Genomic DNA, 25,347 nt, shown 5'->3' on the forward strand with positions numbered 1-25,347 from the left:
CCGTACCTGACATACCACATCCAGACCATGAACAGCAACGGTCCAAAAATCAGAAACACCTTTGCCGAAGCCGTTACCGAACTGAGGGATGTCATCAATGATGAGGACTATGAGAAATTCGTTGAGATTGCCATAAAGGCGACAAAGCATATGGGCGACATCAAAAACGCATTGGGTAGAAGTGACAAGGCCATAGCCTCTTTAAATTATGAATATACCTACCTGAATAGGTTAATTGGCCATGAAGTCGGGTTGAAGCATATCTATTCTGGCAAGATACATATTGGAATTCTTGAAAGTGTTGACGGCAAGACTGTTGTATTGAAAGATGGAAACAAAACCAAAGAACTGCGCATAGCAAATATCAGGGTTTTGCTTAATAAGGAACTTTATGACTGGAAAGTCAGGAATTTAGACAAGAAGGTGGAATCAATCAGCTGTGTCTTTTCTAAAAATGTAAATGCTGAAGTTATACGGGACACCGTATTGGATATGGATAATATTATCGATATCAAATTGATTGACGCATACAACGGCCCGCAAATTGACGATGACCACATAAGCTTGACATTTGCGGTAACTGCATTATATAGGGAAGATATTGAAAATGTCAGGAAACTGTTCACAGGATTCGGCGGAACCATAAGATAAAATCTGTTTTGTATGATACGAACAAATATTAAAATACCAAAAAGTAATTAAAATTTTATTTTAAATATAACTTACTTACAATAATTATTTTTCTTTAATAAAAACTGTTGAAACATAAATATTAAAAACAATTAACATTAACTGTTTTTACAAGAAACAAACAAAAATAAAAAGAGAAATTTTTGAATTTTTGACCGAAACATTTATATAGTAAAACATACAACCTTATATTGTCAAAGATTAATAAACTTACAAAAAGTTACAAAAAGATTTTTGGCGAAAATTACAATTATTAACTTACAGCCATTCAAAGGAGATGATAATATGGCAGAAAATCAAATTACTCTAAAAGTTGCAGAAGCGATTTCCCAAAAGGATGTCGGTCAAGGCGTTGCAAGACTTGATCCGAATGTCATGGATGACTTAGGAATCCAAGAAAGAGACTTGATCGAGATAGTTGGCGAAAGAAGAACTGCAGCTATCGCTCTTCCTTCACAAACCGATATTGGTCTGGGAGTTATCAGAATCGATGGGTTAGTGCGTAAAAACTCCGGAGCAACCATCGGCGGGGAAGTTACCATTAAAAAGACCAAAGCAACAGAAGCTAAAAAGGTTGTTTTGGCACCGATTGAAAACAACATCCGCGTGCAGGGAGATGTCCGCGGATTATTTGCCGGAAAGGTAATGGTGCAGGGAGACATTATCGGGTCTCAAATCAGAGCACCAAGACCAAGTATGAACCGGGGCTTTAATAGCCTATTTGATGAATTGATGGACTTTACACCTGCAATGAAAGAGATTAAGTTCGCAGTCGTGTCCACCAATCCAAAGGATATTGTCATAGTTGGCCCAAATACCGAAGTTCAACTTCACGAATCCCCTGTTGACGTGAGCAAGCTCGAGGGTGTTGGAAACCTTGTTGACGTGAGCTATGAGGACATCGGCGGCTTAAAAGATGAGGTCAAAAAAGTAAGGGAAATGATTGAAATCCCTCTTAAAAGACCGGAACTCTTTGAAAAATTAGGCATTGCACCACCGAAAGGAGTTTTAATGCACGGCCCGCCGGGAACAGGTAAAACCTTGCTTGCAAAAGCTGTGGCCAGCGAAAGTGATGCCCACTTCATTGCAATCAACGGGCCTGAAATCATGAGCAAATATGTTGGCGGATCTGAAGAGAACCTGAGGGAATACTTCGAAGAAGCAGAGGAAAACTCACCTTCAATCATATTCATAGATGAACTCGATGCTATCGCTCCAAAAAGGGAAGAAACCAACGGAGAAGTTGAAAGGAGAACCGTTGCTCAACTTTTAACTTTAATGGATGGTCTTAAATCAAGAGGCCAGGTGGTTGTCATCGGTGCGACAAACAGGCCTGACTCACTTGATCCTGCCTTAAGAAGGCCTGGAAGATTCGACCGTGAAATCGAGATTGGGGTGCCCGACAGCGAAGAGAGAAAGGAAGTCCTTGAGATTCATACAAGGAACATGCCACTTGCGGATGACGTTGACCTTGACAAGATATCCAATACAACCCACGGATTTGTAGGGGCTGACCTTGAGTCATTGTGTAAAGAGGCCGCGATGAGGGTAGTCAGAAGAATCCTGCCTGAAATCCAAAATGATGAAGAGATTCCGAAAGAGGTAATGGAAAAGATCGTGGTTACAGGCGAGGACTTTAAAAACGCACAAAAAGAAATCCAACCTTCCGCCTTAAGGGAAGTTCTTGTGCAAATCCCTGATATCAAATGGGATGATGTCGGCGGCCTTGAAGACGTGAAACAAGAATTGAAAGAAGCGGTCGAATGGCCATTGAAACATCCGGAAACATTCCAACGCCTTGGCATAAGGCCTCCTAAGGGAACCCTGCTTTATGGAATTCCCGGAACAGGCAAAACATTGCTTGCAAAAGCTGTGGCAAGTGAAAGTGAAGCCAACTTCATTTCCGTCAAAGGTCCTGAACTTCTATCAAAATGGGTTGGGGAATCTGAAAAAGGCGTGCGCGAAGTATTCAGAAAAGCAAAGCAGGCGGCTCCTACTGTGATCTTCTTCGATGAAATCGATGCAATAGCCAGCACACGTAGCGGCAACGATGGAGATAGCGGTGTTACAAAAAGAGTTGTGAACCAATTATTAACCGAAATGGATGGTTTGGAAGAACTGGAGGATGTTGCAATCATTGCTGCAACCAACAGACCTGACATTTTGGATGCCGGTTTGATGAGACCTGGAAGATTTGACAGGCACATTCAAGTCAGCGAACCTGATGAGGAAGCCAGACTCTCAATCTTTGAAGTGCACACCAAAGACATGCCTCTTTCCAAAGATGTTGACCTCAAAAAATTGGCTAAAAACACTGAAGGATATGTCGGAGCAGACATTGAAGCGGTATGCCGTGAAGCGGCGATGCTCACATTAAGAAATGACCTCAAATCAAAAGAAATCCCATACAAATACTTCAAAGAGGCAATCGATAAAGTCAAACCTGGAAACAAAGCCCAAGATGAACAGTTAGTTCAGTATATGTAGGAAGAAAAACAACCTCTTTTCTTCCTTTTCCTCCTTTGTTATTATTTTGAAAAACTTTCTAACCATATTCAGTGGGAAGAACAGACCCTTCCCACTCAACCTCCAAAAAGAATTATTTTTACAGATTTTTAATTTCATATACCCTATCCAACGGTATTTCTAGTTTTACAGAAATCTCTTCAGGGCTCATGAACTTTAAAAGTTTTAAAACAAAGCCCTTTTCGGCGGATTCCTTGCCTTCCTTAATGCCCTTTTCAATACCTTCTTTTCTACCTTTTTCTTCGGATCTCATTAATGCACCAGCAATTCTGGCTGATTTAATATCCTCTTCCAAGGAATTGATTTCCATTGCAGACATTTTCAAATCTCCTTTAATTTTATCTAATTTTTCGCGGTCTGCTACAAATTTTCCCGCCCAAAGAATCAGACTTCTTCTAAGCACATGCGATAATTTTTTACTTATTATCAATTCATTGTATATTCCCGCGATTTCAGCAATCATTTCCTCAATAGAAATATCCATCCTAAATTTGGGCATCCACATCAAGTCCAAAACATCGTATACATTAATTACTTCACTGTTTAATAGTTTATACTTAATATTATTTAGACTTATTGAAGCCGTCATATCCTGAGTATTAATCCAGATGGGATTGAAGAATGAGGTAGGATTGGCATATTCAATTTTCAAATTAGGGACTGAACCCGTGTTGAATATATAGGATTGGACTTCCCTTTTAGACCCTGCATGCAATGCCGTTTGATATTCAAAATCCCGACTTAACAGAGACCGGTTTATGGACGAATGATGTTCTATGTTTATAAGGGATTTATTGGATTTCTCCCTAACGGAATCCAGATTCAAATCCTTATAAGCCTTAGACAGATATCTCTGATGAAATACGCCTTCAATATCATCAAGTTTAGTCAGATACTGTGGAAATTCCTCAATTTCAACCATGCACAAATTAAAAATTTTGTCTTCAGCATCCCATTTGTCAGGTAATGAATTATCCACAATTTCGCCATACATGATTTCACCTCCATTGAGATACATAAAACAATTAAATATATAATTTAAGATTATTTAAACTTTTTTTCCAAATATAAAGCATAATTAGTTTAATATTGCTCTTATAATGGAATATTTACCCAATATGAAAAATTCAAGTGTTAATGTAATCAATATAGTACAGAATAAAAGTAAACAAAAAAATATAACAATCATTATATAAAATATAACAACCATGAGCAGACATATTATCGAAGCGTTAGGATTGAGTAGAATTACCATAGAAAACGGTAAGGTTGTTGACGTTACAGAGCCTCAGGTCGAATACTGCCCCCTTTTTGACCATCACCGAGGAATCAAAAAACTAACAAAAGAGGCAATTGCCGAAAACATCCAATTCAGAATTGATGACTTTGGCATGTGCACTCCCGAAAGGCAATTGAGAATGAAGGACTTCTTAAGCTTTGGAATTTCTGAAATCATGTGCACATTGCTTGAAAAAGAGGAGATTGATTGCGTTGTCATGGTGCTGGAAGGCTGCGGAACCATTATCGTTGCAGAACCGGAACTGGTTCAGGGAATCGGCGGAAGAGTTTCAGGCCTTGTGGAGACCAGCCCCATACCTGAACTGGTGCCTGAAATCGGCGAGGGAAATGTCCTGAATCCTCAAACTGCTGAAATCGACCAGATTGAAGGAATCAAACGGGCAATATCCCTAGGATATGAAAACATTGCGGTCACCGTCACTCTGGCAAGCGATGCAGAAAAGATAAACGATCTTAAAAGGGAATTTCCTAATATCAACATTTATGTTTTTGTGGTTCACACTTCAAAAAGGACTCCTGAAGAAGCCAGAACGTTATTTGACTCATGTGATGTGGCAACCGGCTGTTCATCCAAAAATATGCGTGAAATCGGATACAGGGAAAGCATCAGGACCGTCGGCCAGTCAATACCAATTTTTGCAAAAACCGAAAACGGAAAAAGATTTTTGGAATTGAGGCTGGAAAAGATTGGTGGGGAAAAGCCTAAAAAGGACAATCCCGATTTACCTCATCCTCTGATTTAATCCCTTTCGCGGCAAAATCCTTTCTTCAGGCAGACATCCGCAGTTATGGTATGGCTGAGGTTTATATTCAATGAACGGGAATTTTCCCCCAACGCCATATTTTGGATTGTATCCGAAGACGTTCCGGTATTCTCCCAAATCATTCCTTTCATTTTTCATGGCCAGCGTTACCTGATATAGGGCTCTTGTATCATCGATTGCCCTGTGGAAATTAACCTTTTCGATATCATAATGCTCAACCGCATCAATCAATTTGTGGGGGTAATCCTTTCTGTCCTTTAAGATGGTGACCGTGTCTATCCAATCCAGTTTCCTGACTATCTCATCGGCCTCATCGGGAAAATGCCTTTTCAACAGGAAATAGACGAATGTCAAATCGAATTGGCAGTTGTGTGCAATCATTACTGTATTTTCAGTCAACCTCTTTTTTAAATCATATGCTATTTCCTCTTCGCTTACTCCCCTTTCAGTCAAATCCCTGTTGGTGATTCCTGTAATCCGGGTGATTTTAGGGTCCAGCGGCTTTCCGACATTGACGAACTTGTCATATTCCTCCACAACCTCCCCGTCAACAACTGTGAACATTGCAAGCTCGATTATTCTGCAGAAACGACAGTTCAAACCATTGGTTTCCGTATCAAAAAATATGACCTTAATAGTAAACACTTCCCAAATTGAATGATTGATTAATTCTATATATCTGAAGGTATATAATTAGTAGTGATTAGTCAGCACGAGGGATAAATTTGACTCAGAAAAGTGAAGCTCAAAAAGGCAACATTACACCGGAAATGGAATATGTTGCAGAATATGAAAATATTGATGTTAATAAGTTAGCCAAGTTAATAGATAAGGGATTGGTCGTTATTCCAAAAAATATCAATGGACATTCAAGACCATGTGGCATTGGAGACGGCTTAAAAACAAAGATTAATGCAAACATCGGGTCATCATCCAAAATCGATGACATTGAATTGGAAATCAATAAGGCGAAATTGGCACAGGAATATGGTGCGGATGCGCTGATGGACTTGTCAACCGGCTCTGATTTAAAGCTATTCAGACGCAAAATCATGGATGCTGTAGACATCTGCATTGGAACAGTGCCAATCTATGAGGCGGGTGTCGTAACTCTCGGAAAAAATAAAGAAATAATCGACATGGATTCTGACGACATCTTTAAAGCGATAGAAAATCAGGCAAAGGAAGGAGTGGACTTCATGACACTCCACTGCGGAATCACAAAGGATTTGGTCCAAAAACTGAAAGACGCCAGCAGAATTATGGGCATTGTAAGCCGCGGAGGGACATTCATGGCCTCCTGGATAAACCATAACGGCCAGGAAAACCCATTATATGAAAACTACGATTATCTTCTGGAGCTGTCCTATGAATACGACATAACCTTGTCACTGGGTGACGGCTTGAGGCCAGGCTGCCTGGCTGATGCAAGTGATATCCCTCAAATTCAGGAGCTTGTTAACCTGGGAGGCCTTGTCAAAAGGGCACAGGACGCCAATGTCCAGGTAATGGTGGAAGGCCCGGGACACATGCCCCTAAATCAGATCAGGGCCAATATGGAAATCCAAAAAACCGTTTGCCATGGCGCTCCATTTTATGTGCTCGGACCGCTCGTGACTGATCTTGCTCCGGGCTATGACCATATTACAGGAGCGATTGGAGGGGCGATAGCCGCTACTGCAGGGGCAAGTTTCCTGTGTTATGTAACACCGGCAGAACATTTGTCCCTGCCCAGCCTGGAGGACGTGAAGGAAGGAGTTATTGCATCCAAAATAGCTGCCGAAGCCGCGGATGTGGCAAAAGGCCTGGACTCAGCATGGACCAGAGAAAAGGCAATGGCAAAGGCCAGAAGAGAATTTGACTGGGATGCCCAATTTGACCTCGCCTTGGACAAATCCAAACCGAGAAGATATAGGGACAAATGCGAGCTTGACGATGATGAAATGTGTGCAATGTGTGGAGAATACTGCGCAGTGAAAATAGCCAAAGGGGATTTCTAATGAAGTATCAGGAATTGGTGGACGTTTACTCCGCCCTTGAAGCGACTACAAAAAGATTGGAAAAAACAGAGATAATCTCCGAGTTTTTAAAGAAATTGGATTCCGAAACCATTGAACAGGTGGGATTGCTTATATTGGGTGTCGTGTTTCCGGCATGGAGCTCTGAAGAAATTGGAATTGGCGGAAAGCTTGTGGAAAGGGCAGTGGCGGAGGCTGTTGGAACTACACATGCTGCGGTTGAAGACGCCGTTCGTGATGAAGGAGACATCGGCCTGGCATGCATCAAGCTATATGCAAAAAAGTCCCAAATGACCTTTTTCTCAAAGCCACTGACAATTGATTTTGTTTTCAACAGCTTACGCAAGCTATCCCAGATAAGCGGTTCAAGGTCAACTAACCGTAAGATTGCCATCATATTGGAGCTATTATCACAGGCAAGCGCTACCGAAGCCAAATATCTGACCCGTACAATTACCGAAGAGCTGAGAATCGGTGTTGGGGACGGCGTTGTAAGGGATGCGATAGCACAGGCCTTCGACATAGACAAGAATGTTGTGGAAAGGGCTCAGATGCTTACAAATGACTTTTCTGTTGTTGCAAGAACCGCCAAGGAACAGGGCACCGGCGGCCTGGAAAAACTTAATTTAACTCCAGGAACACCCGTAAAGCCAATGCTTGCCCAGTTGGCCCCTCCACTTGATGAGATCATCCCTGAAATGGGCGAGGCAATTTGTGAAACCAAATATGACGGCATTAGGCTTCAGGTCCACAGGAAAGATTCTGAAATCAACATATTCACCCGCAGACTCGAAAACATTACCAGTGCCCTTCCGGAAATTGTTGAGCTGTTTGACGAACACCTTCCCCATGAGGACTACATTGTGGAAGGCGAAGTGATAGCTACAAGAGACGGCAAACCATTGCCCTTCCAGAATATCCTGCATAGGGTTAGAAGAAAGTACAATGTGGAAGAAGCAATGGAAAACGTTCCCCTGAAATTATACCTATTTGATGTGCTTTACTACAAAGTTCCGATGATTGACGAACCCTTAAAGACCAGAAGGGCAACGCTGGAGGAAATCGTTGATTCAAGCATTGACGAGATGAATCTGAGCACGATGGTTGTGGGAACACCCGACAACATTGGCGAAATTCAGAACCTGTTTGAGACATCAATCGAAGGCGGCCACGAAGGCATCATGATTAAGGATGCAAAAGAACCATATATTCCAGGGCTGCGCGGTAAGAAAATGCTCAAATACAAAGCGGAGCCTGAAACATTGGACATGGTTATTGTCGGCGGAACCTACGGAATCGGAAAACGCGGAGACTTCGTCGGGTCTTACTTAGTGGCTTTAAGGGACGAAAATGATGATTTTAAAACAGTGGCTTATGCAGCAACCGGTCTTGATGATGCGACCTTGGAATACCTGACCGGAAGGATGAAAGAGCTTGAGATTTCAACAAAAGGCCGTGAAATAAAAGTGGAGCCGAAAATAGTTTTGGAAATCGCATTTTCGGAAATCGTTGAATCCCCCGAGTATGAAACAGGATACTCATTAAGGTTCCCTGTTGTCAAAAACATAAGAAAGGACAAGGGCCCGATGGATGTTGACACCGTTGAAAGGCTGGTTTCCATGTACAATACTGGAAATTAGCCATCAGGTAATCCTTTGACACCGCTTATCACATATTTAGTAATAGGGTACACAACAATCTCGTAGATAGTCTTGAACAATGCCTGTGCCGCAATCATCAAAAGCAGCGCATCAAAAGGCATTGTGCCTACGAACCCTATGAAGATAAAGATTACTGCGTCCAAACCTTCACCAACCAGTGTTGAAGCGATGCATCTGAAAAACAGTTTATCCTCATCTTTTTTCTTTAGGAACACCATCAATTTTGCATTAACAAGAGAACCTGCCAAATATGCCGCAAAACTGGCCAGCAGCAATCTGGAAGTGGATCCCAAGACAATGCTGAAGGCCTCTGAATTTTCAAAAAATACCGGTGCCGGCAGCAAGATTGTAATATTATAGCAAATCACGGCAACCAAATTCATTAAAAAACCAAGCCAAATAACTCTTTTTGCCTTTTCGTAACCGTAAACTTCAGCCAAAACATCATTGACAATATAAATAACCGGAAATATAACCACACCACAGGGCAACGTTAATGAGAAAAAATCAAATGTTTTACCTGCAATGATGTTTGATACAATCAGACATGCTGTAAAAACACCTGTCAAAATGGCATACAGTTCGGTTTTTGTCAGATTATCAATCATGATAATATTATATTTCCACCTTTAGATAAATTTTACAGCTTGAAATCCTATCGACTATTTTAACCTGAAGGATCAATAGAAACCTATGGAAATTACAGATGACAAACTATTGAGAATAGCTTTGGTAACCTCTCTTATCGGAATTATCGGTTTGATAATCTTCACTCCGACAATTGAAGTCAAAAAAATTGACATCGATGACATCAATCGCGGAATGATTGATGAGGAAGTGAAAATTGACTGCGTCGTTCAGGAAGTTAGCCAGTCAAGTTCCAAAAGCAGTTATTTTTTAACGGTTAATGACTGTACAGGCCAGATTATGGTGATTATCTTTGAAAATCAGGCATCCGAACTCCAATCCAAAAACTTTGATATCAATGACTTGAAAGACAAAAAAGTTGAGGTCTGCGGGAAAATAACTGAATATAATTCACAATTGGAACTGATTTTAACTTCCGGCGATAAACTGAAAATATCAAAATAAATATCTATTTATTAATTGAAAACCAAAAATGATAGTAATAAAATGTATAGGATTTAATAAGATGTCTGACAAGAAACGATTATTTGGAACATTTGGAGTTAGAAGAACTGCAAATGATGTTTTGACTCCGGAGTTCGCATCAAGACTTGCCGCCTGTTATGGAACTCAAATTCAGGGCACTGTAGCAGTCGGCGGAGACACAAGAACCTCTTCCCCAATGTTGATGGAAGCTGTGAAGGCCGGACTTTTATCATCCGGATGTGACGTGGTGGATTTGGGAATATTGCCGACACCTGCTGTTCAATATGCTGTTCGCAAATATTATGATGGAGGAGTGATGATTACTGCTTCACATAACCCTCCGAAATATAACGGACTCAAATTTTTAGATGAGTTCGGTATTGGAATACCTGATGAAATGGATATTGCAATTGAAAAGTTGTACTTTGATGAAGAACCAAAAAGGGCCCATTGGTCTGAAATTGGAAAGTCATATAAGAATGACAAGATAATTGATGAATACATTGACGAGGCAATCTCCAAAGTTGATGCGGATGCAATCAGAAAGGCCAATTTGAAGGTTGTGGTTGACTGCGGTTCCGGTGCCGGATCATACACCGCACCTTATCTGATCAGGAAACTCGGCTGTGATGTAACCACCCTCAATTGCCAGGCTGACGGATTTTTCCCAGGTCGTGACCCGGAACCAATCGAAGAAAACTTACAGGAGCTAATCAGCGTTGTAAAGGAACTTGATGCTGACATTGGTCTTGCACACGACGGGGATGCGGACAGAACAATCTGCATTGACGAAAAAGGAAACTTTGTTTTAGGAGATAAGACATTCACGCTCGTTGAAAAACAGATGCTTAAAGAAAATGATGGCGGAATTGTCGTTACAACTGTTGCAACTTCACAGGCCATTTACGATATTGCTGATGAGTACAACGGAAAGGTAATAGCTACTGCCGTTGGAGATCTGCTTGTGGCACGTAAACTTAAAGATGAAAACGGATTGTTCGGTGGAGAGGAAAACGGAGGTTTGATTTTCCCTGATTTCGTTTATGGAAGAGATGCAGTGATGACCGTGGCAAAAATCTTAGAGATTGTGGCTAAAGAGAAGAAGACACTATCAGAACTTGTCAGTGAACTTCCGGTTTACTATGCAAGCAAGACAAAAATCGAATGTCCTGATGATGAAAAGGTATTTGTCATGGACAGCATCGCTGAAGAAATCAAAACAACTACAGATTTTGAACTTGATTTAACAGACGGCGTTAAAATCCTAAAAGAGGATGGTTGGGTAATCATAAGGCCATCCGGTACAGAACCTATTTTCAGATGCTTTGCAGAGTCCGACTCACAGCAGAAAGCTAATGAAATGACTTCATGGGGATTAGACCTGATTAAAAAATACAAAAAATAATTCCCACTTCCCATCACCCATTTTACTTTCATTAAATGAAATGAATGGTTAATTAAAATATCAGATTGATTTTAAAAACTAATTTTAATTAAATGAATCTTTAAAATAATAAAAGTTAGAATTGAATTTCATATACCAAATGTTTGTAATGTACATCACAAGCAAAAAATAGCTAAAAGTTTTCCAAACACTCTTCCTTTAAGAAAAATGCATCCTCATTATCCGGATTCTTAAGCAATACCTTATTGAAACTGTCAACGGCCTCTTCAAATTTCCCAAGCTCCATCAGTACAACACCCTTGTTTAGCAAAAAGTCAATGTTGTGCTTTTCCAAATCTATTGCCTTATTGAAACATTCCAAAGCGTCATCCAGCCTTCCCAAATCGATGAAAGCATTGCCCATCCTGTTGATTGCTGAAGCATCCATTTCAGAATCATCCAGACAGACCTCAACCGCCTTGTTGAACGAATCGATGGCCTCCTCCAGCCTGCCCATATCGGTCAGCAGGTTGCCTCGTGCATTCCAAACCTCCGGGTTTTCACCATCGATGACAATGAGCTTGTCATAAATTCTCAGCGCCTGGTCATAACGGCCCAATATTTCCAGAATGAATCCTCTCCAATAAAGAACAATCGGACTGCTTGGCCTGTAATTATAGGCTATCGTACTGGCCTTATACGCCTCATTAATGTTTCCCGAATTTAAAAGGGCAATGGCCTTGTTATTCAAAATGTATTCGTTGTCCGGTTCTATTTCCAATGCCCTGTCATAACATTCGATGGCATCAATGAATCTGCCCAACCTGGACAAGTTATCCCCTTGCTTGTTGAGCAGATAAACATCATTCGGATCAAGTTTCAATGCGGCATCATAACACATTGTGGACTTGTCGAACTTGCCGCTGTCAAACAGGATATCCGCCCTTTTCATTATCATGGCCTTTTCATCTATCTTGTCGCCTTTCCAATCATCGATGTCAAGCTTTTCAAAATAGATTATTTGGAACTTCTCATCACTATCGATTTTGCCGCCATACATCTTTTTGAATTCTCTCAGCATGTCATTAGAGTCTTTGAAACCTTCCTGCATGGCCAATTCCTCATTTCCCTCGATTTCACTGAATGAAATGTCTTCAACATCAGTGACTATGGCTTCAAAAATTTTCATCTTTTCCTTTGAGACCAGATTCCAATAACAGTAAAGCCTATCGCCTTTTTTAAGAGGGGTCTTCCAAGTTTTACGAATGGTTCTGGTTTTTTTACCGGTAATCACATCAATATCATTACTTGAAAACGATAAGATTGGCATCCTGACACCCCTAAATAATTTCCTCTCCGAATTCTGCGCTTTTAACTTTGACCTGGCCTGCGAAATACGGTTTGATTTCCTCGGCCAGTTTTCTTAAATCATGAGGATTTGGAACTTCAACCTTTTCCAGGGCAGGATCCAGCACGTTTTTGTTTCTAAATTGTTGAATCGTATAGATGTCCCCTTTGATTTCATCAACAAGATTGAACATGTCCTTTTTGGTATGTAATGTTGGAACGTAAGTTGTTCTAATCTCCAGATGAACGTTCGGATCATCATTTATTAATTCCATGGATTTCTTAACATTGAATCCGACGTTGGAACCTGTGATTTTTCTGTATTTTGAAAACGTTGTTTTGACATCAAGTGAAACATAATCAAGAAGTTTGAGGTCTAAAAGTTCTTCTATTTTATCAGGATAGATTCCGCTGGTGTCAAGTTTGGTTTTTAAACCGATTTTACGTACATATTTGAGTATTTCGATTACTGCATCCGTTTGGACTAACGGCTCTCCCCCGGATATCACAATCGCATCCAAAAAATCTGCTGAAGAGTCTATTTCCGAAATCACTTTCTCCAGAGACCATTCGGTTTTATCTTCCAGCAATTCCACATTATGACAATATCTGCAGGTTAATGGACATTTTGACATGAAAATAACTAAAGACATGTTTCCATGAAATTCCACAGAGGATATTACAGTTCCACCAATATACATTTAATTTAAAACCTCTTTTATTATGTCAATGAATTTCTTATCTTCTTCAAGGGTGCAAATACTTATCCTAATCCAGTATTCATCCAATCCCTTAAAGGAGGTGCAATCCCTTACAATAATTCCACGTTTCATCAACTCCAAAGCCAGCTCTGATGCCGTAAAACCTGTACGCCTTATGTCGATCAGCATGAAATTTGACTTTGATGGGAATACATTAAGCGAATCGATTTTTGATAATTCATCGTATAGATATTGTCTTGATTCTATTCCCTTTCTGATTGATTCCTCAATGTATTCTGTGTCTTTAAAAGTGTTGAGGGCTGCAACAAATGAAAGTCTTGTAAGTGAAAATACCGGTTTGATCCTGTGCATATATTCAATGATTTCGCTGCATGCCAAACCGTAACCTATCCTCATTCCTGCAAGGCCCAAGACCTTAGACATCGTGCGGATAATGAAAATATTATCAAATTCATTAATCAAATCCTTGTTTGTGACCTCGGAGTATTCGAAGTAAGCTTCATCGACAACAATCAACACATTCGGGTTTTCAGAAGCGATATCCGCCAAAACTTCCTTTGGAATTAGAGTTCCAGTGGGATTGTTGGGGCTGCACAGGAAAAGCATTTTAGTCTTATCGCCGATAGCTTCAAAAACTGAATCGACGTCCAATTCATTCTTATCCAAATCCCATTTTGCATAGACCGGATGGGCCCCATACTGCTGCAGCAAATATTCATAGTACATATATGAAGGCAATGGCACTACGAACTCATCACCATCATCGATGAATGTCTTTGCCAGAACATCAATGATTTCATCAGCTCCATCCCCACCGATAATCACCTGATTTTCCTCAACTTCACTATATTTGGCTATTTCGCTGACCAACTCCTTAAGTTGGGATTCCGGATATCTGTTAATTGATCTGATTTCCTGCCTAATGGCTTCCATGGCCTTTGGGGATGGCCCCCATGGGTTTTCATTAGATCCCAATTTGATGATTTCATCCTTGTTTAAATTGAATTCCTGAGCGATTTCATCCTGTGACCTTCCAGGAACATAAGAATCCATTTCATCTACAATTTGTCTTGGTTTCATGATTTAATCTTCCTTGTACTGTTTGGAAAGCTTTACATAATTATCGGCATTCTTTTGAATTAGTTCAATTTGTTCCGGACTGACTTCCTTAATGGCTTTAGCAGGAACTCCCAATATCAAACTGCCTTCCGGGAACTCTTTTCCCTCACTTACAACAGCGCCTGCGCCAACAATTGAATTTTTGGCTATGTGGGCGCCATTTAAAACAGTGGCGTTCATTCCAATCAAAACGTTGTCATCCAACTTGCATCCGTGAACAACTGCACCGTGGCCTATTGACACATTTTCTCCAATCTCAACCGGAAACCCGCGGGTGCAATGAACAACACAATTGTCCTGGACGTTGGAATTGTCACCTATGGTGATTGAATCCGTATCCCCCCGAACAACAGCTCCATGCCAGATGGATACATCCTCTCCTAATTCCACATCGCCCAATACCTGTGCTCCTGGGCATATTACAATAGAGTCTTTTTTATTTTCCATAATATCGCCATATTTATTTCTTCTTATTTTTATCTTGAATAATATGATTTTGTTTTACCAATACACGTGTATCAGAGGGTACATCATCATATAACAAAACCCCTGAACCAATAGTGGAATTATGGCCTACCTTTACACCCGGAGAAAAGCTTGAGTTAATGCCTGTCTTTACAGAGTCTCCAATAATGGAACCCAATTTACGTCTTCCGCTGTCAATCATCTGATTTTTGATTTTTGTTTTGACTGATTGATTATCAAAACGCAAGTTTGCAATGTTGGTTCCCGCAGCTATGTTACAGTTTGATCCGATGACTGAATCCCCCACATAGCTTAAGTGGCTGACATTCGTATTCTCCATAATGATGGAATTTTTAATTTCGACTGCATTTCCCACATGAACATGGTCTCCCAAGTAAGAATTGCCACGGATATATGAATTAGGGCCAATATCACAGTTTTTGCCGATGTAGACATTGCCTTCAATGTATACGCCTGCCCTGATTATGCTTCCTTCATCCAAAAAGATTTCGCCGTGGATGTGTGCGCCATCCTCGATTTTTCCTCTTATTTCTGTTTTCAATTTGCTAATTAATTCTTCATTGACTTCAATCAGCTCCCAAGGACGGCCAACATCGATCCAGTCCTTATTGGTCTTATGGCCGATTACCCTTTTGCCGTCACTGATCTGCATTGAAAGGGAATCTGTAATTTCATATTCCCCCCTTTCTGAAATTTCGGTTTTCTTGATCTTTTCAAAAATATCCTTATTGAATATGTATATTCCTGTGTTGATCAAATTGCTTGGTTCCTCGCCTTTCTTAGGTTTTTCAACAATGTTTTTGACATTTCCATCTTCTATTTCAACAACCCCAAAGGCGGAAGGATTTTCCACTTCAGTTAAAACCATTAGAGTATCCGGAGTCATATAATTGTATTTTTTGATGATTTCACTAATGATTTCATCATCCAAAATGATATCGCCGTTCAATACAATCAGACTATCCTCAATAAAATCCTCGCCATAAGAAATCGCATTCGCAGTTCCCAGGAAGTCCTTTTGAGTTTTGTAAGTTATATTGACGCCGAAATCACTGCCATCACCAAAGTAATCACGAACCATCTCCTCTTTATAACGCACTATTAATAGAATATCCGTAATTCCATTGTTTCTTAATGATTCTATGTTATATTGGATAATAGGTTTTCCAGCAACCGGCAACATGGTCTTAGGCTTTGTAAGTGTTAACGGCCTCATTCTAGACCCTTCACCAGCACTTAAAATTATTGCTTTCATATTCTATCCCCTTATAAAATTATCTTATAATAGTATATGTTTAACTCCATACTTATTAATTAACTTTCCTAAAAAAATAACCAATTTTAAATATTAGATTAGATATAGTAAAAACCATATTAGCCACTGCAATATAAATTTGCAATGGTGAAACTTAAAAGGAGATTAATTAAAATGACTGTATATGTATGTCTTCACTGCGAATATCGCTTTGATACTGAAAAAGGCGACCCTGCATACAACATTCCTGCTGGAAAAACTCCTGCAGATATGCCAGATGACTGGGTTTGCCCAGAATGCGCTGCTCTTGGAGTAGAAGCATTTATTGTAGAAGAAGAATAAATTCATCTTCTACATCTTTTTTTATATGAGTAATGTTTAACTTTGAATGTCAAAAATATTTAAATATTTAAATAGTTATAGTATATAGTGAAACAATTATCGGTTATTTGTTTTCAAATTTTTATGAATTTTTATTCTAAACTAAATGGTATGGGAATATAAAATGATTAGAGCGAAAAAGTTGATAATAGCCATCCTTCTTGTAATTCTTGCAGGATTATTGGTTGTTATATTTGGAGCATTGTTTATGACTCCTGATTTAACTCAGGAAAGCAAGAACATATTGGTGTTAGCGTCAGATAAGACCGAACAACCTAACGGGTCAGTGGATATGGCATACATGATTCATTTAGAAAATGGATCACTTAGAAACTACACTCCAGTGTATCCAGGTGGAATGACACACCCATCACAGCCCGCCCCAGGAGGCCTTAGCGGAAGAATGTTCCTGCACGACTGTCTATGGGATGGAACGCAGCAGGGTATGGAGTTCGCAAAAGAGATTGTAGCTGCCAATACCGGAATGCAGGCTGATGCAGTGGTTGTTGTCTATGATGCAGGTATCGATGCGGTAATCGATTCCATCAGACCTCTCATGGTAGACGGTAAAGAATCAAACCTTAGCGCAACAGACATTGTTCGTTCAAACGATGCATACAACGGTTATCCGGGCAGCGAAAATGTTCAAGGAACCATGTCCAGGGGAGATGCGGTAATGGTATTGGCCAGAGCCCTTTCTAACGCTACCAAAGACCCTGCTAAGAAGAGTACAATGGTGCAAGTTGCATTAGATCAATATTCCAAAGGCAACATCCTTATGCAGCCTGAAGGATCATTTACAAAATTACTTGCTACAAAAGGATTTGAAAAATTAGTTTAATCTTTGAAGAATTTAAAAATTCTTTAAAGAACTTTTTTTTATATTTGATTTTTGAAAAAAAGAATTGAAATAGAAGCAAATGCTCCTATAAGTTTTCAGTAATTATTTTTACACAAGTCTCCTTGATGGATTCCGCTCTTTCTTGGTTTCTGGACTCCAATGTTATTCTAACATAATCTTCAGTTCCTGAAGGTCTCACCAATACCCAGCTGTCATCTTCAAATGTCAGCCTAACACCGTCAATTGAGTTAATATCACGGATATCATCAAAAGCGCCTGTAAGCAGCTCTTCCATGTTTTCCATGACCTTGATTTTGGCTTCTTTAGAGCAGATTATTTTTTCACGGATGTTAGGGTATTGTGGAATCTGAGCAAGCAAATCAGATAACTTTCCGTCTCTTGATACGATTTCAGCCATCCTTAAGCCTGACAATATTCCGTCAGGACACATGCAGAAGTCCGGGTGCAACCAGGTTCCGGACGGTTCCCCGCCAAAGCTTGCGTTTTTTTCAATGATGACTTCAGCCACATTAACGTCTCCAACGGGTGTTCTTAAGACTTCGCCCTTTACAGATTCATCCATGCATAATCCGGCATCGACTGTTGTCACAATGTCTCCATCGAATTGCTTTGATATTAATGCAAGCAAGGAGTCGAATGGTGAAATATTACCCTTCTCGTCAACAGTTATCATCCTATCTGCATCACCGTCATGAGCTATTCCAAGGTCTGCTCCAATGGCCACAACAGTTTTCATCAGTGTCTGCAGGTTTTCCTCATTGGGTTCAGGGTTTCTTCCCGGGAAAAATCCATCAGGTTGGGAATTGAGTGTTGTGACTTCGCATCCCGCTTTTCTAAATACTAAAGGTGATATTTCGCTTCCTGCGCCGGATGCGCAATCGATAACCACTTTTAAGCCTGGATTAATATTAACCATACCAACCAAATCATCGATATACTGCCCTTTGATCTCCTCATTGACACTTAATGTACCTACCTTATCCCAGGATACTGATACATAATCTTTGTTTGCATAGATTTCTTCTATTTTTGCTTCCTGAGCTGAGGTATATGCCATGGCATTTTTATTCCATAGCTTTATCCCATTGTATTGGGAAGGATTATGGGATGCTGTCAGCATAACCCCTGCATCGGCATCTAATTTTTCAGTAGCATAACCAACTAAAGGAGTTGGAACCATACCAATTTTAATTACATCGACTCCGCTTTCAAGCAATCCTGCACAAATAGCCTGATCAAGCATCTCATTAGTAGTTCTTGTATCATATCCCAAAACTACAGTACCTTCATTGCCCAGATAATATGCCAAAGACTTGCCAACATTCAATGCAAGTTCACATGTGACCTCCGAGCCTATTTTTCCCCTGATTCCTGAGGTTCCAAAAAGTTTTTTAGCTACCATGCTATCACCTAAGCTCCGAATTTATGGGCGTAATTCATTAAATCCATCATGATGTTCATTACATCTGATCCCCTAATTCTGCAAAGCCCTCCTTTTGCGCATGCAACCTCCGAGAACCCCTTAACGTCATCAACCCTCACTTCAGGGCCTCTGATTAATACAGGCACCGGGTCTCCAGAGTGGTTCAATACAGAAATAGGAGTTGAATGGTCTGCTGTTAAGAATATATAGACGTCTTCAAGTTTGATTAATTCACTCATCACCACTTCATCAACTTTTTCGATGAATTCCTTTTTCTCCATTATCTGTCCGTCGTGGCCTGCCTCATCAGCCCCGTCGATGTTTATCAGGAAAAAGTCATGTTCTGAGTTTTTAACCTGGTCAATAATTGTATCACGAATATTATCCAAATTGGTGTCAATCCCCCCAGTCACGTCTTCCATTTCAATGATATCCATTCCAGCAAATCTCCCTATACCCATGATAAGACCTGTCTCGGCTATGCATGCAGAGTTAACTTCGTATTTATCATTTAATGATTCAACAGAAGGCACTTCCCCTGCTCCACGGGGGATTACTATATTTGCCGGAGGCAATCCATCCTCAATTCTTTTCAAGTTGACTGGGTGGTCTTTAACCATTTCATATGTTTTTACAACCAGTTTGTTTAAGATATCTGCAGTTTTTGCCGCTTCTTGAGTATCATCCAAAGCTTTTACTTCCTTAGGTCTGTTGCCTTCCACCTTAGGGTCTGCATCACTGACTTTTCCTGAAAGACCTTCTCCCCTTAAGACTAAAACTGCCCTATGACCGGTGGATTCCTTAAATATTATTTTAACATCAGGATAATCTTCCAGAACCATTGTATTTAATACATCAACGATTTCCCCAGTTCCCTCTTTGATTCTTCCTGCGCGCCTGTCTGTAACAATCAGATTTTCATCAACTGTTGAAAAGTTGCATCTGAATGCTATGTCGCCCGGAAGCACATCCACACCAACGCCGTTTGCTTCAAACGGACCTCTGCCTGTGTAGACCTCATAAGGATTGTAACCCAAAATTGATAAGTGTGCTGTATCACTTCCCGGAATTATTCCTGGAGCTATTGAGTCCATAATTCCAGTGATTCCTTCAGCTGCCATTTTATCCATATTTGGAGTGTTTGCAGCTTCAAGAGGAGTTTTATTTCCTAATTCCTTAATAGGACGGTCACCCATACCATCCATAATCAAAATAAGACCTTTCATAAATATCACCTAAATATACAATAATAAGATTTATTTTTAATAGTTAAAATAATTTATTTAAAAACAGCTAAATTAATAAAATTCCAACAATCGCACCAACAACTGTTGCGATTAAATTAACATGTTCATTTGTTATCCAACCCTGATTTTCAAAAAGGGCTCCCAAAATACTATCCATAAAGCATCCGACAGTACCGGAGATGATTGAAACTAAAATTGCAGACAACGGATTGGCCAAGATTCCCAAAAGGTATGCAGCAATACCTATAATAGCGGCACCAGCCATCCCCACTACAGTTCCCAAAACGGATACTGCACCATTAGTGCCCGGATCCACCTTTTGAAGAGTGGTAATCAAACGGGGATTTTGGTCCAACACCCCTATTTCCGAAGCCAATGTGTCGGAGGTTGCTGTTGCAATCGCACCTATAAAACCGCCAACGAAAGGCAGGTAATATCCGCCGAAAGCGGCCATAAAACAGGCAACAACACCATTTGAAATAACATTTTTTGAAGTTCTTCTGCCTTCAAATTGACCTAATGACATCTTATACTTCTTGGAGTACTTTGTTGCAAGTAAAGACATGACGAGAAATAGAATGATTAATAATAACCAGTTTGTACCCGCTGAAAAAATAATTACAATACCCATAATTACCATAACGGCAGAACCGAACAGATCCAGGGATTTTCTTTTATAGGTAATGAATCCCAAAATAAATAAGATGAGCACATAAACCCAATTAATCATCACTGCTTCAACCATAATAATCCAATCTCAATTTTTATAAATATTTTGTTCAAAATGATATAAAAAGATTTACACTTTTTTATTGGAATTTAGAATAAAAATTGATTTAATCAAATAGAATTTATTTTAACCTATTGAATTGCCTTTATTTTCAAGAAAAATTATATATATCCCTCTAACAAAATTAATATCTACAAACATGTTTGATTAACTGATTTAGCTAGCTAAAAAAATAAATTGGTGATAAACATGAATCGTGAGATTCACCCGGTTTACGATGTGATTTTAAAAATGATAGTTTTAATATATGGAACATCCTTTTTAAACTATATCGGTATTGAAAAAGAGATTAAATCAATACTAGGTGTTGAATTTGTTACACTGACGGGAAAAAAATATATTTTAGATTTCTTATGTCAGTTAGATGATGATGCCATATGCCATATTGAGTTTCAATTTCCATCTGCATCACCAAAAGATCTGGACAGGTTTTTTGACTACAATATCCTTTCACAGGTGCAACACCAAAAACTAACAGAAACTCTTGTTTTTAACTTCATATCAAGCAAAAGCAAAGATTTAACAATAAAAATTGGAAAATCAAAAAGTTTTCATCCCGAACACTTCTATTTAGGGGATGTGGATTTCGAAACATATCTTAAAAACATTAATATTAAATCAAAATCTAATATAAAATTGACTGAGTTTGAAGAAATGACATTAATGTTAATTTGTATCTGTCCCGAATGGGAAAATAAATTAGAAACACTTCAATACATGTAAACTTCTTAAAAAGAAAGAATTATTTGATTCAAAAAGATTTGAGTATATCCAAGGAATAATCAAACTTGAAATAGAAAATCTACTAACCAAATGGGAACAAAAACAAATAAAAGAGGAGATAAAAATGACCCCCGAAGCAGAAAGTCTTTTTAAACAGGTAATCAGTGAAGTTCACCAGAAAGAACTATTAGAAACAAGAGAAGAAGCATTATCCGAAGGCAGAAATGAAGGAATAAATGAAGGAAGAAATGAAGCAATGAAAGAGATTGCAAAAGAGTTTAAAGATTTGGTCGATATCGAAATACTCTCCAAAAAAACCGGACTGAGTGTCGAACAAATTGAAAAACTACAATAGTTGACAATAAATCCTGTCAACTATCATCAACATCACAACTAATTTTTCCAAATGATTTTTCCATCATTTTACTTTAAATAACGATTGAAAATATTAAAAGTATTCTTAATACAATAAAAAATATTAATTGTGAATTCAATTAAACTATATATAATCTTATAAAAAGTAAAAAAGAAAGATGTGCTTATACATCAAGCAATCTAATTTCATCAATTTCTCAAAAAAAAGTAAAAAAAGAAGATTATTTTTTAAATCTCCTAATCCTTGTAGACCCGATGGCTAACACTACCAAGAGCAATATCCATATTGGATTGCCTGTCGGATAATCGGCTAAATTTATGCCCCCAACATCCTTAATATCATCCCCATTTGTTGATGATGATACATTATTATTACTGGAAGTCTCATTTTTCTTATCCTCCGGATAGTAAACCTCAATATCCGCTATGGTTTCGGTAGCAGCATATTTTTTATCACCTGAGTATGATGCAGTAATCTGATGATCACCTTTTTCCAATCCCGGAATTACAAATACCGCTTTTCCATCTTTAACTTCTGCAGTATATGTTTTGCCATCAACGACAATTGTTACAGTACCAGTTGCATCTTCAGGCAGATTAACAACGATAGTTGCATCCTCACCAACTTCAATTGAACTTCCATAAGCTGACATTGGAGTGTTGACCTTGGTTACTGTAAATGAAGTGGATGTTGTGCTTAGAAGGTACTTGTCATCACCGTAATAGGTTACCTTTGCAGTGTATTCTCCGCTTGGAAGTTCAGGAATGATTACCTTTGCCTTACCGTTGATGATTGTTCCGTAGTATCCAACACCGTTGATGTCCACCAGCACTTGACCTGTGGCATCGCTTGGAACTGTTACTGTGATTACCTCATCGGTTCCTACATTGATGTCCTTGGATGTTGCGCTTATTGTTGACTCGCATTTGTAGACTGTGAACTGTGAGGTTGTTGAGTTTTCAACATAGTAATCGTCGCCATCATACTTGACCGCAACGGTCTTGTCTCCAACTGTCAGTCCGTCAATGTAGAACACAGCCTTGCCATCTTCAACGCTTTGAGTGTATTTCTTACCGTTGATTTCAATGGTTACATTTCCAGTAGCCTTTTCAGGCACGTTTACTGTGATGACTGCGGTTTCTCCAACATGCATGTCACCTGCATCCACGCTTATAGGAGTCTCATGCTTAGGAATGTCCACTACAATGTGGACTGTTTGGTTGTCATGATACTCGTCGCCGGAATAGATGACTGTGACATTGTGTTTTCCAGGGGTTTCGTTTACCAGATCGACAGTTGCAGTGCCGTTGACGATTTCAGCATAGTATGTGTTGTTTCCAACAATGACTGTGATGTAACCGGTTGCATTGTCCGGAATGTCAATTGTTATTGTACCGTTTCCTTCATCTTGGACAGAGGTATCGTTTTTGATTACCTTGAACACTGTTTCATTAGTGGATGATAGATATTTAGCATCACCGTTGTATTTTACGCTGACAGTGTATTCTCCTTTAGGCAATCCTGAAAGAACCAATATGCCTTTACCTTCGCTTACTGCCACTGAGAACTTGTTAGCATCCTGACTGCTTCCAAGAGTTCCGTCAGCCAGATTGAAGTTGAATTCCTCACCGCCAATGATAACGGTTAATGTTCCTGTTGCATCTTCAGGAACAACGAATCTGATGACTTCATTTTCGCCGACAAGGATGTCTTGAGCATAAGGTTTTACGAATGAAGGAAGCTTTTCAACAGTGAATTGGGCTGTTGTTGAGCTTGACTCATACTTGTCGTCACCTGTGTATGTCAGGGTTACGTTGTAGACTCCGTTAGGCATGCGAGGTATTTGTGCAACGCCTGTTCCATCGGTTACGTTTACATAGTATCCTACGCCGTCGATGTCTATTAAGACTTGACCTGTTGCATCATTAGGAACTGTCACTGTGACTGTCACGTTTTCTCCGACGTCAATGTCAGTGATTGTGGCGTCCACGAATGATTCATGTTTGGATACTGTTACGTTTGCGATTGTATGGTTTGCAACATAGTTGTCATCGCCAATGTAGTCGACAGCTATTGTCTTGTCTCCTGCAGTCAGGTTGTCAAATGTGAATACGGCTTTGCCGTCCTTGATTTCGGATGTGTATGTCTTGCCGTCAATTGCAAGGGTTATGTTTCCGGTAGCTCCGTTAGGAACGTTTACGGTAATTGTATTGGTTTCTCCAACCTTGCTGTTTTCAACATCGACTGTTATTGGAGTCTCAAGTTTTGGAGCTGTGATGCTTGCATGGGCAGTTGCAGGCTTGTGGGTGTCATCACCGGAGTATTTCACTTCAACGTCATGTGTTCCCGGAGTCACATTGCCTAAATCTACCACTGCAACACCGTCAACAACAGGGACTGTGTAGTTCTGGCCGTCAACAGTGACTGTTACATTTCCGGTTGCATTGTCTCCTACTACAACCACAACGGTTCCGTTACCCTGGTCAACAACAATGATGTCTGAATCTGCTTTGCTCTCCTTGACTGTGAAGTTTCCGATTGCATATTCCTTAGCGTAATTGTCGTCACCGGAATATTCAACAGCAATTGTCTTGTCTCCAGCAGTCAGGTTGTCTACAGTAACTACAGCAACGCCGTCCTTAATCTCAGCAGGATATTCCTTGCCGTCAACATAAACTGTTACATTGCCGGTAGCATTCTCAGGAACCTTGACTGTGATTGTTACAGGCTCACCTTCAGTAGCCTCACCTATTTCAATTTCAACTGGGGTTTCGTATTTAGGCGCGGTTACAGTAGTTTCTGTAGTTGCAGGTTTATGGGTATCATCACCGGAATATATCACTTCAACATCATGAGTGCCTGGAGTCACATTGCCTAAATCGACAACAGCAACACCATCAACAACAGGAACAGTAATATTCTCACCATCAACAGTCAAAGTGACATTACCGGTTGCATTGTCACCTACAATGATTACAACAGTGCCGTTTCCTTGGTCGACGACTGTGATTTCGGAATCGACCTTATCAGCTTTGACAGTGAAGTTGCCGACAGCATATTTCTCGGAGTAGTTGCCATCACCGGAGTATTCAACAGCAACAGTATGATCACCAGCAACCAAGTTATCGACTTTAACAATAGCAACACCACCTTCAACCATA

General features: G+C 39.7%; 22 protein-coding genes and 1 pseudogene. 11 read left to right on the forward strand and 12 right to left on the reverse strand.

What is annotated here, in order from left to right; genetic code table 11:
• Positions 1-651 (forward strand): annotated as a pseudogene (locus tag ACKI4K_RS06935) (prephenate dehydrogenase); the annotation flags it as partial.
• A 324-nt stretch (positions 652-975) separates the two neighbouring features.
• Positions 976-3,177, forward strand: coding sequence for a CDC48 family AAA ATPase (locus ACKI4K_RS06940; protein WP_407423588.1), 2,202 nt, complete (start codon positions 976-978; stop codon positions 3,175-3,177).
• A gap of 118 nt (positions 3,178-3,295) precedes the next feature.
• On the opposite strand, the gene ACKI4K_RS06945 is transcribed toward ACKI4K_RS06940, so the two are convergent.
• Positions 3,296-4,210 (reverse strand): hypothetical protein, encoded by a 915-nt coding sequence (locus tag ACKI4K_RS06945; protein WP_407423590.1) that lies wholly within the window; start codon positions 4,208-4,210, stop codon positions 3,296-3,298.
• 214 nt (positions 4,211-4,424) lie between these two features.
• Between ACKI4K_RS06945 and ACKI4K_RS06950 the strand changes: the two genes are divergently transcribed.
• Positions 4,425-5,258 carry a methanogenesis marker 8 protein gene (locus tag ACKI4K_RS06950; protein ID WP_407423592.1) on the forward strand — a complete coding sequence of 278 codons (834 nt, stop codon included), beginning with the start codon at positions 4,425-4,427 and terminating at the stop codon, positions 5,256-5,258.
• On the opposite strand, the gene ACKI4K_RS06955 is transcribed toward ACKI4K_RS06950, so the two are convergent.
• Positions 5,238-5,924, reverse strand: coding sequence for a PolC-type DNA polymerase III (locus ACKI4K_RS06955; protein WP_407423594.1), 687 nt, complete (start codon positions 5,922-5,924; stop codon positions 5,238-5,240). The genes ACKI4K_RS06950 and ACKI4K_RS06955 overlap by 21 nt on opposite strands.
• Before the next feature lie 80 nt (positions 5,925-6,004).
• On the opposite strand from ACKI4K_RS06955, the gene thiC reads away from it, so the two are divergent.
• The gene (gene thiC / locus ACKI4K_RS06960) at positions 6,005-7,279 is read left to right on the forward strand and encodes a phosphomethylpyrimidine synthase (protein WP_407423596.1); all 1,275 of its coding nucleotides are present in this window, start codon (positions 6,005-6,007) and stop codon (positions 7,277-7,279) included.
• On the forward strand, positions 7,279-8,937 hold the full coding sequence (locus tag ACKI4K_RS06965; RefSeq protein WP_407423598.1) for an ATP-dependent DNA ligase: 1,659 nt from the start codon (positions 7,279-7,281) through the stop codon (positions 8,935-8,937). The genes thiC and ACKI4K_RS06965 overlap by 1 nt, the downstream gene beginning before the upstream one ends.
• Here ACKI4K_RS06965 and ACKI4K_RS06970 read toward each other — a convergent pair.
• Positions 8,934-9,566, reverse strand: a complete 633-nt coding sequence (locus tag ACKI4K_RS06970) for a queuosine precursor transporter (RefSeq protein WP_407423600.1) — start codon at positions 9,564-9,566, stop codon at positions 8,934-8,936. The genes ACKI4K_RS06965 and ACKI4K_RS06970 overlap by 4 nt on opposite strands.
• A gap of 85 nt (positions 9,567-9,651) precedes the next feature.
• On the opposite strand from ACKI4K_RS06970, the gene ACKI4K_RS06975 reads away from it, so the two are divergent.
• Together ACKI4K_RS06975 and glmM (ACKI4K_RS06980) are read left to right on the forward strand one after the other, a co-directional pair.
• Entirely contained in the window at positions 9,652-10,050 is a 399-nt protein-coding gene (locus ACKI4K_RS06975; RefSeq protein ID WP_407423602.1) for an OB-fold nucleic acid binding domain-containing protein, read from the forward strand.
• Positions 10,051-10,111: 61 nt separating this feature from the next.
• Positions 10,112-11,476 carry a phosphoglucosamine mutase gene (glmM, locus tag ACKI4K_RS06980; protein WP_407423604.1) on the forward strand — a complete coding sequence of 455 codons (1,365 nt, stop codon included), beginning with the start codon at positions 10,112-10,114 and terminating at the stop codon, positions 11,474-11,476.
• 172 nt (positions 11,477-11,648) lie between these two features.
• On the opposite strand, the gene ACKI4K_RS06985 is transcribed toward glmM (ACKI4K_RS06980), so the two are convergent.
• From ACKI4K_RS06985 to glmU, 5 genes are read right to left on the reverse strand one after another with little or no spacing between them, the layout of a single operon-like run.
• On the reverse strand, positions 11,649-12,785 hold the full coding sequence (locus ACKI4K_RS06985) for a tetratricopeptide repeat protein (protein WP_407423606.1): 1,137 nt from the start codon (positions 12,783-12,785) through the stop codon (positions 11,649-11,651).
• Positions 12,786-12,795: 10 nt separating this feature from the next.
• Entirely contained in the window at positions 12,796-13,503 is a 708-nt protein-coding gene (locus ACKI4K_RS06990; RefSeq protein WP_407423608.1) for an anaerobic ribonucleoside-triphosphate reductase activating protein, read from the reverse strand.
• On the reverse strand, positions 13,504-14,604 hold the full coding sequence (gene hisC, locus ACKI4K_RS06995) for a histidinol-phosphate transaminase (protein WP_407423609.1): 1,101 nt from the start codon (positions 14,602-14,604) through the stop codon (positions 13,504-13,506).
• Positions 14,605-14,607: 3 nt separating this feature from the next.
• The gene (locus ACKI4K_RS07000; RefSeq protein WP_407423611.1) at positions 14,608-15,090 is read right to left on the reverse strand and encodes a gamma carbonic anhydrase family protein; all 483 of its coding nucleotides are present in this window, start codon (positions 15,088-15,090) and stop codon (positions 14,608-14,610) included.
• A 13-nt stretch (positions 15,091-15,103) separates the two neighbouring features.
• Positions 15,104-16,384 carry a bifunctional sugar-1-phosphate nucleotidylyltransferase/acetyltransferase gene (gene glmU, locus ACKI4K_RS07005; protein WP_407423613.1) on the reverse strand — a complete coding sequence of 427 codons (1,281 nt, stop codon included), beginning with the start codon at positions 16,382-16,384 and terminating at the stop codon, positions 15,104-15,106.
• A 174-nt stretch (positions 16,385-16,558) separates the two neighbouring features.
• Here glmU and ACKI4K_RS07010 point away from each other — a divergent pair, with 174 nt between their 5' ends.
• Positions 16,559-16,726: a rubredoxin gene (locus ACKI4K_RS07010; RefSeq protein ID WP_292881905.1), complete on the forward strand. Its 168-nt coding sequence runs from the start codon at positions 16,559-16,561 to the stop codon at positions 16,724-16,726.
• A 163-nt stretch (positions 16,727-16,889) separates the two neighbouring features.
• Complete coding sequence (locus ACKI4K_RS07015; RefSeq protein ID WP_407423616.1) at positions 16,890-17,606, forward strand: DUF4012 domain-containing protein; 717 nt, start codon at positions 16,890-16,892, stop codon at positions 17,604-17,606.
• Between the two features lie 85 nt (positions 17,607-17,691).
• Here the strand turns inward: ACKI4K_RS07015 and glmM (ACKI4K_RS07020) are convergent, their stop codons facing one another.
• The 3 genes from glmM (ACKI4K_RS07020) to ACKI4K_RS07030 all read right to left on the reverse strand — a co-directional run bounded on the left by glmM (ACKI4K_RS07020) (position 17,692) and on the right by ACKI4K_RS07030 (position 21,042).
• Positions 17,692-19,029 (reverse strand): phosphoglucosamine mutase, encoded by a 1,338-nt coding sequence (glmM, locus tag ACKI4K_RS07020; RefSeq protein ID WP_407423618.1) that lies wholly within the window; start codon positions 19,027-19,029, stop codon positions 17,692-17,694.
• A gap of 8 nt (positions 19,030-19,037) precedes the next feature.
• Complete coding sequence (locus ACKI4K_RS07025; RefSeq protein WP_407423620.1) at positions 19,038-20,276, reverse strand: 2,3-bisphosphoglycerate-independent phosphoglycerate mutase; 1,239 nt, start codon at positions 20,274-20,276, stop codon at positions 19,038-19,040.
• Between the two features lie 67 nt (positions 20,277-20,343).
• Positions 20,344-21,042, reverse strand: coding sequence for a TIGR00297 family protein (locus ACKI4K_RS07030; RefSeq protein ID WP_407423622.1), 699 nt, complete (start codon positions 21,040-21,042; stop codon positions 20,344-20,346).
• A 234-nt stretch (positions 21,043-21,276) separates the two neighbouring features.
• Here ACKI4K_RS07030 and ACKI4K_RS07035 point away from each other — a divergent pair, with 234 nt between their 5' ends.
• Both ACKI4K_RS07035 and ACKI4K_RS07040 read left to right on the forward strand, forming a co-directional pair.
• On the forward strand, positions 21,277-21,810 hold the full coding sequence (locus tag ACKI4K_RS07035; protein ID WP_407423624.1) for a hypothetical protein: 534 nt from the start codon (positions 21,277-21,279) through the stop codon (positions 21,808-21,810).
• 124 nt (positions 21,811-21,934) lie between these two features.
• Positions 21,935-22,165, forward strand: coding sequence for a hypothetical protein (locus ACKI4K_RS07040; protein WP_407423626.1), 231 nt, complete (start codon positions 21,935-21,937; stop codon positions 22,163-22,165).
• 241 nt (positions 22,166-22,406) lie between these two features.
• Here ACKI4K_RS07040 and ACKI4K_RS07045 read toward each other — a convergent pair.
• Positions 22,407-25,347, reverse strand: a 2,941-nt coding sequence (locus ACKI4K_RS07045) for an Ig-like domain-containing protein (protein ID WP_407423628.1), incomplete at its 5' end; no start/stop codon positions are given.

Origin of the sequence: Methanobrevibacter sp. (assembly GCF_045644645.1) — an archaeon.
In the GTDB taxonomy this organism is placed as follows: Archaea; Methanobacteriota; Methanobacteria; order Methanobacteriales; family Methanobacteriaceae; genus Methanocatella.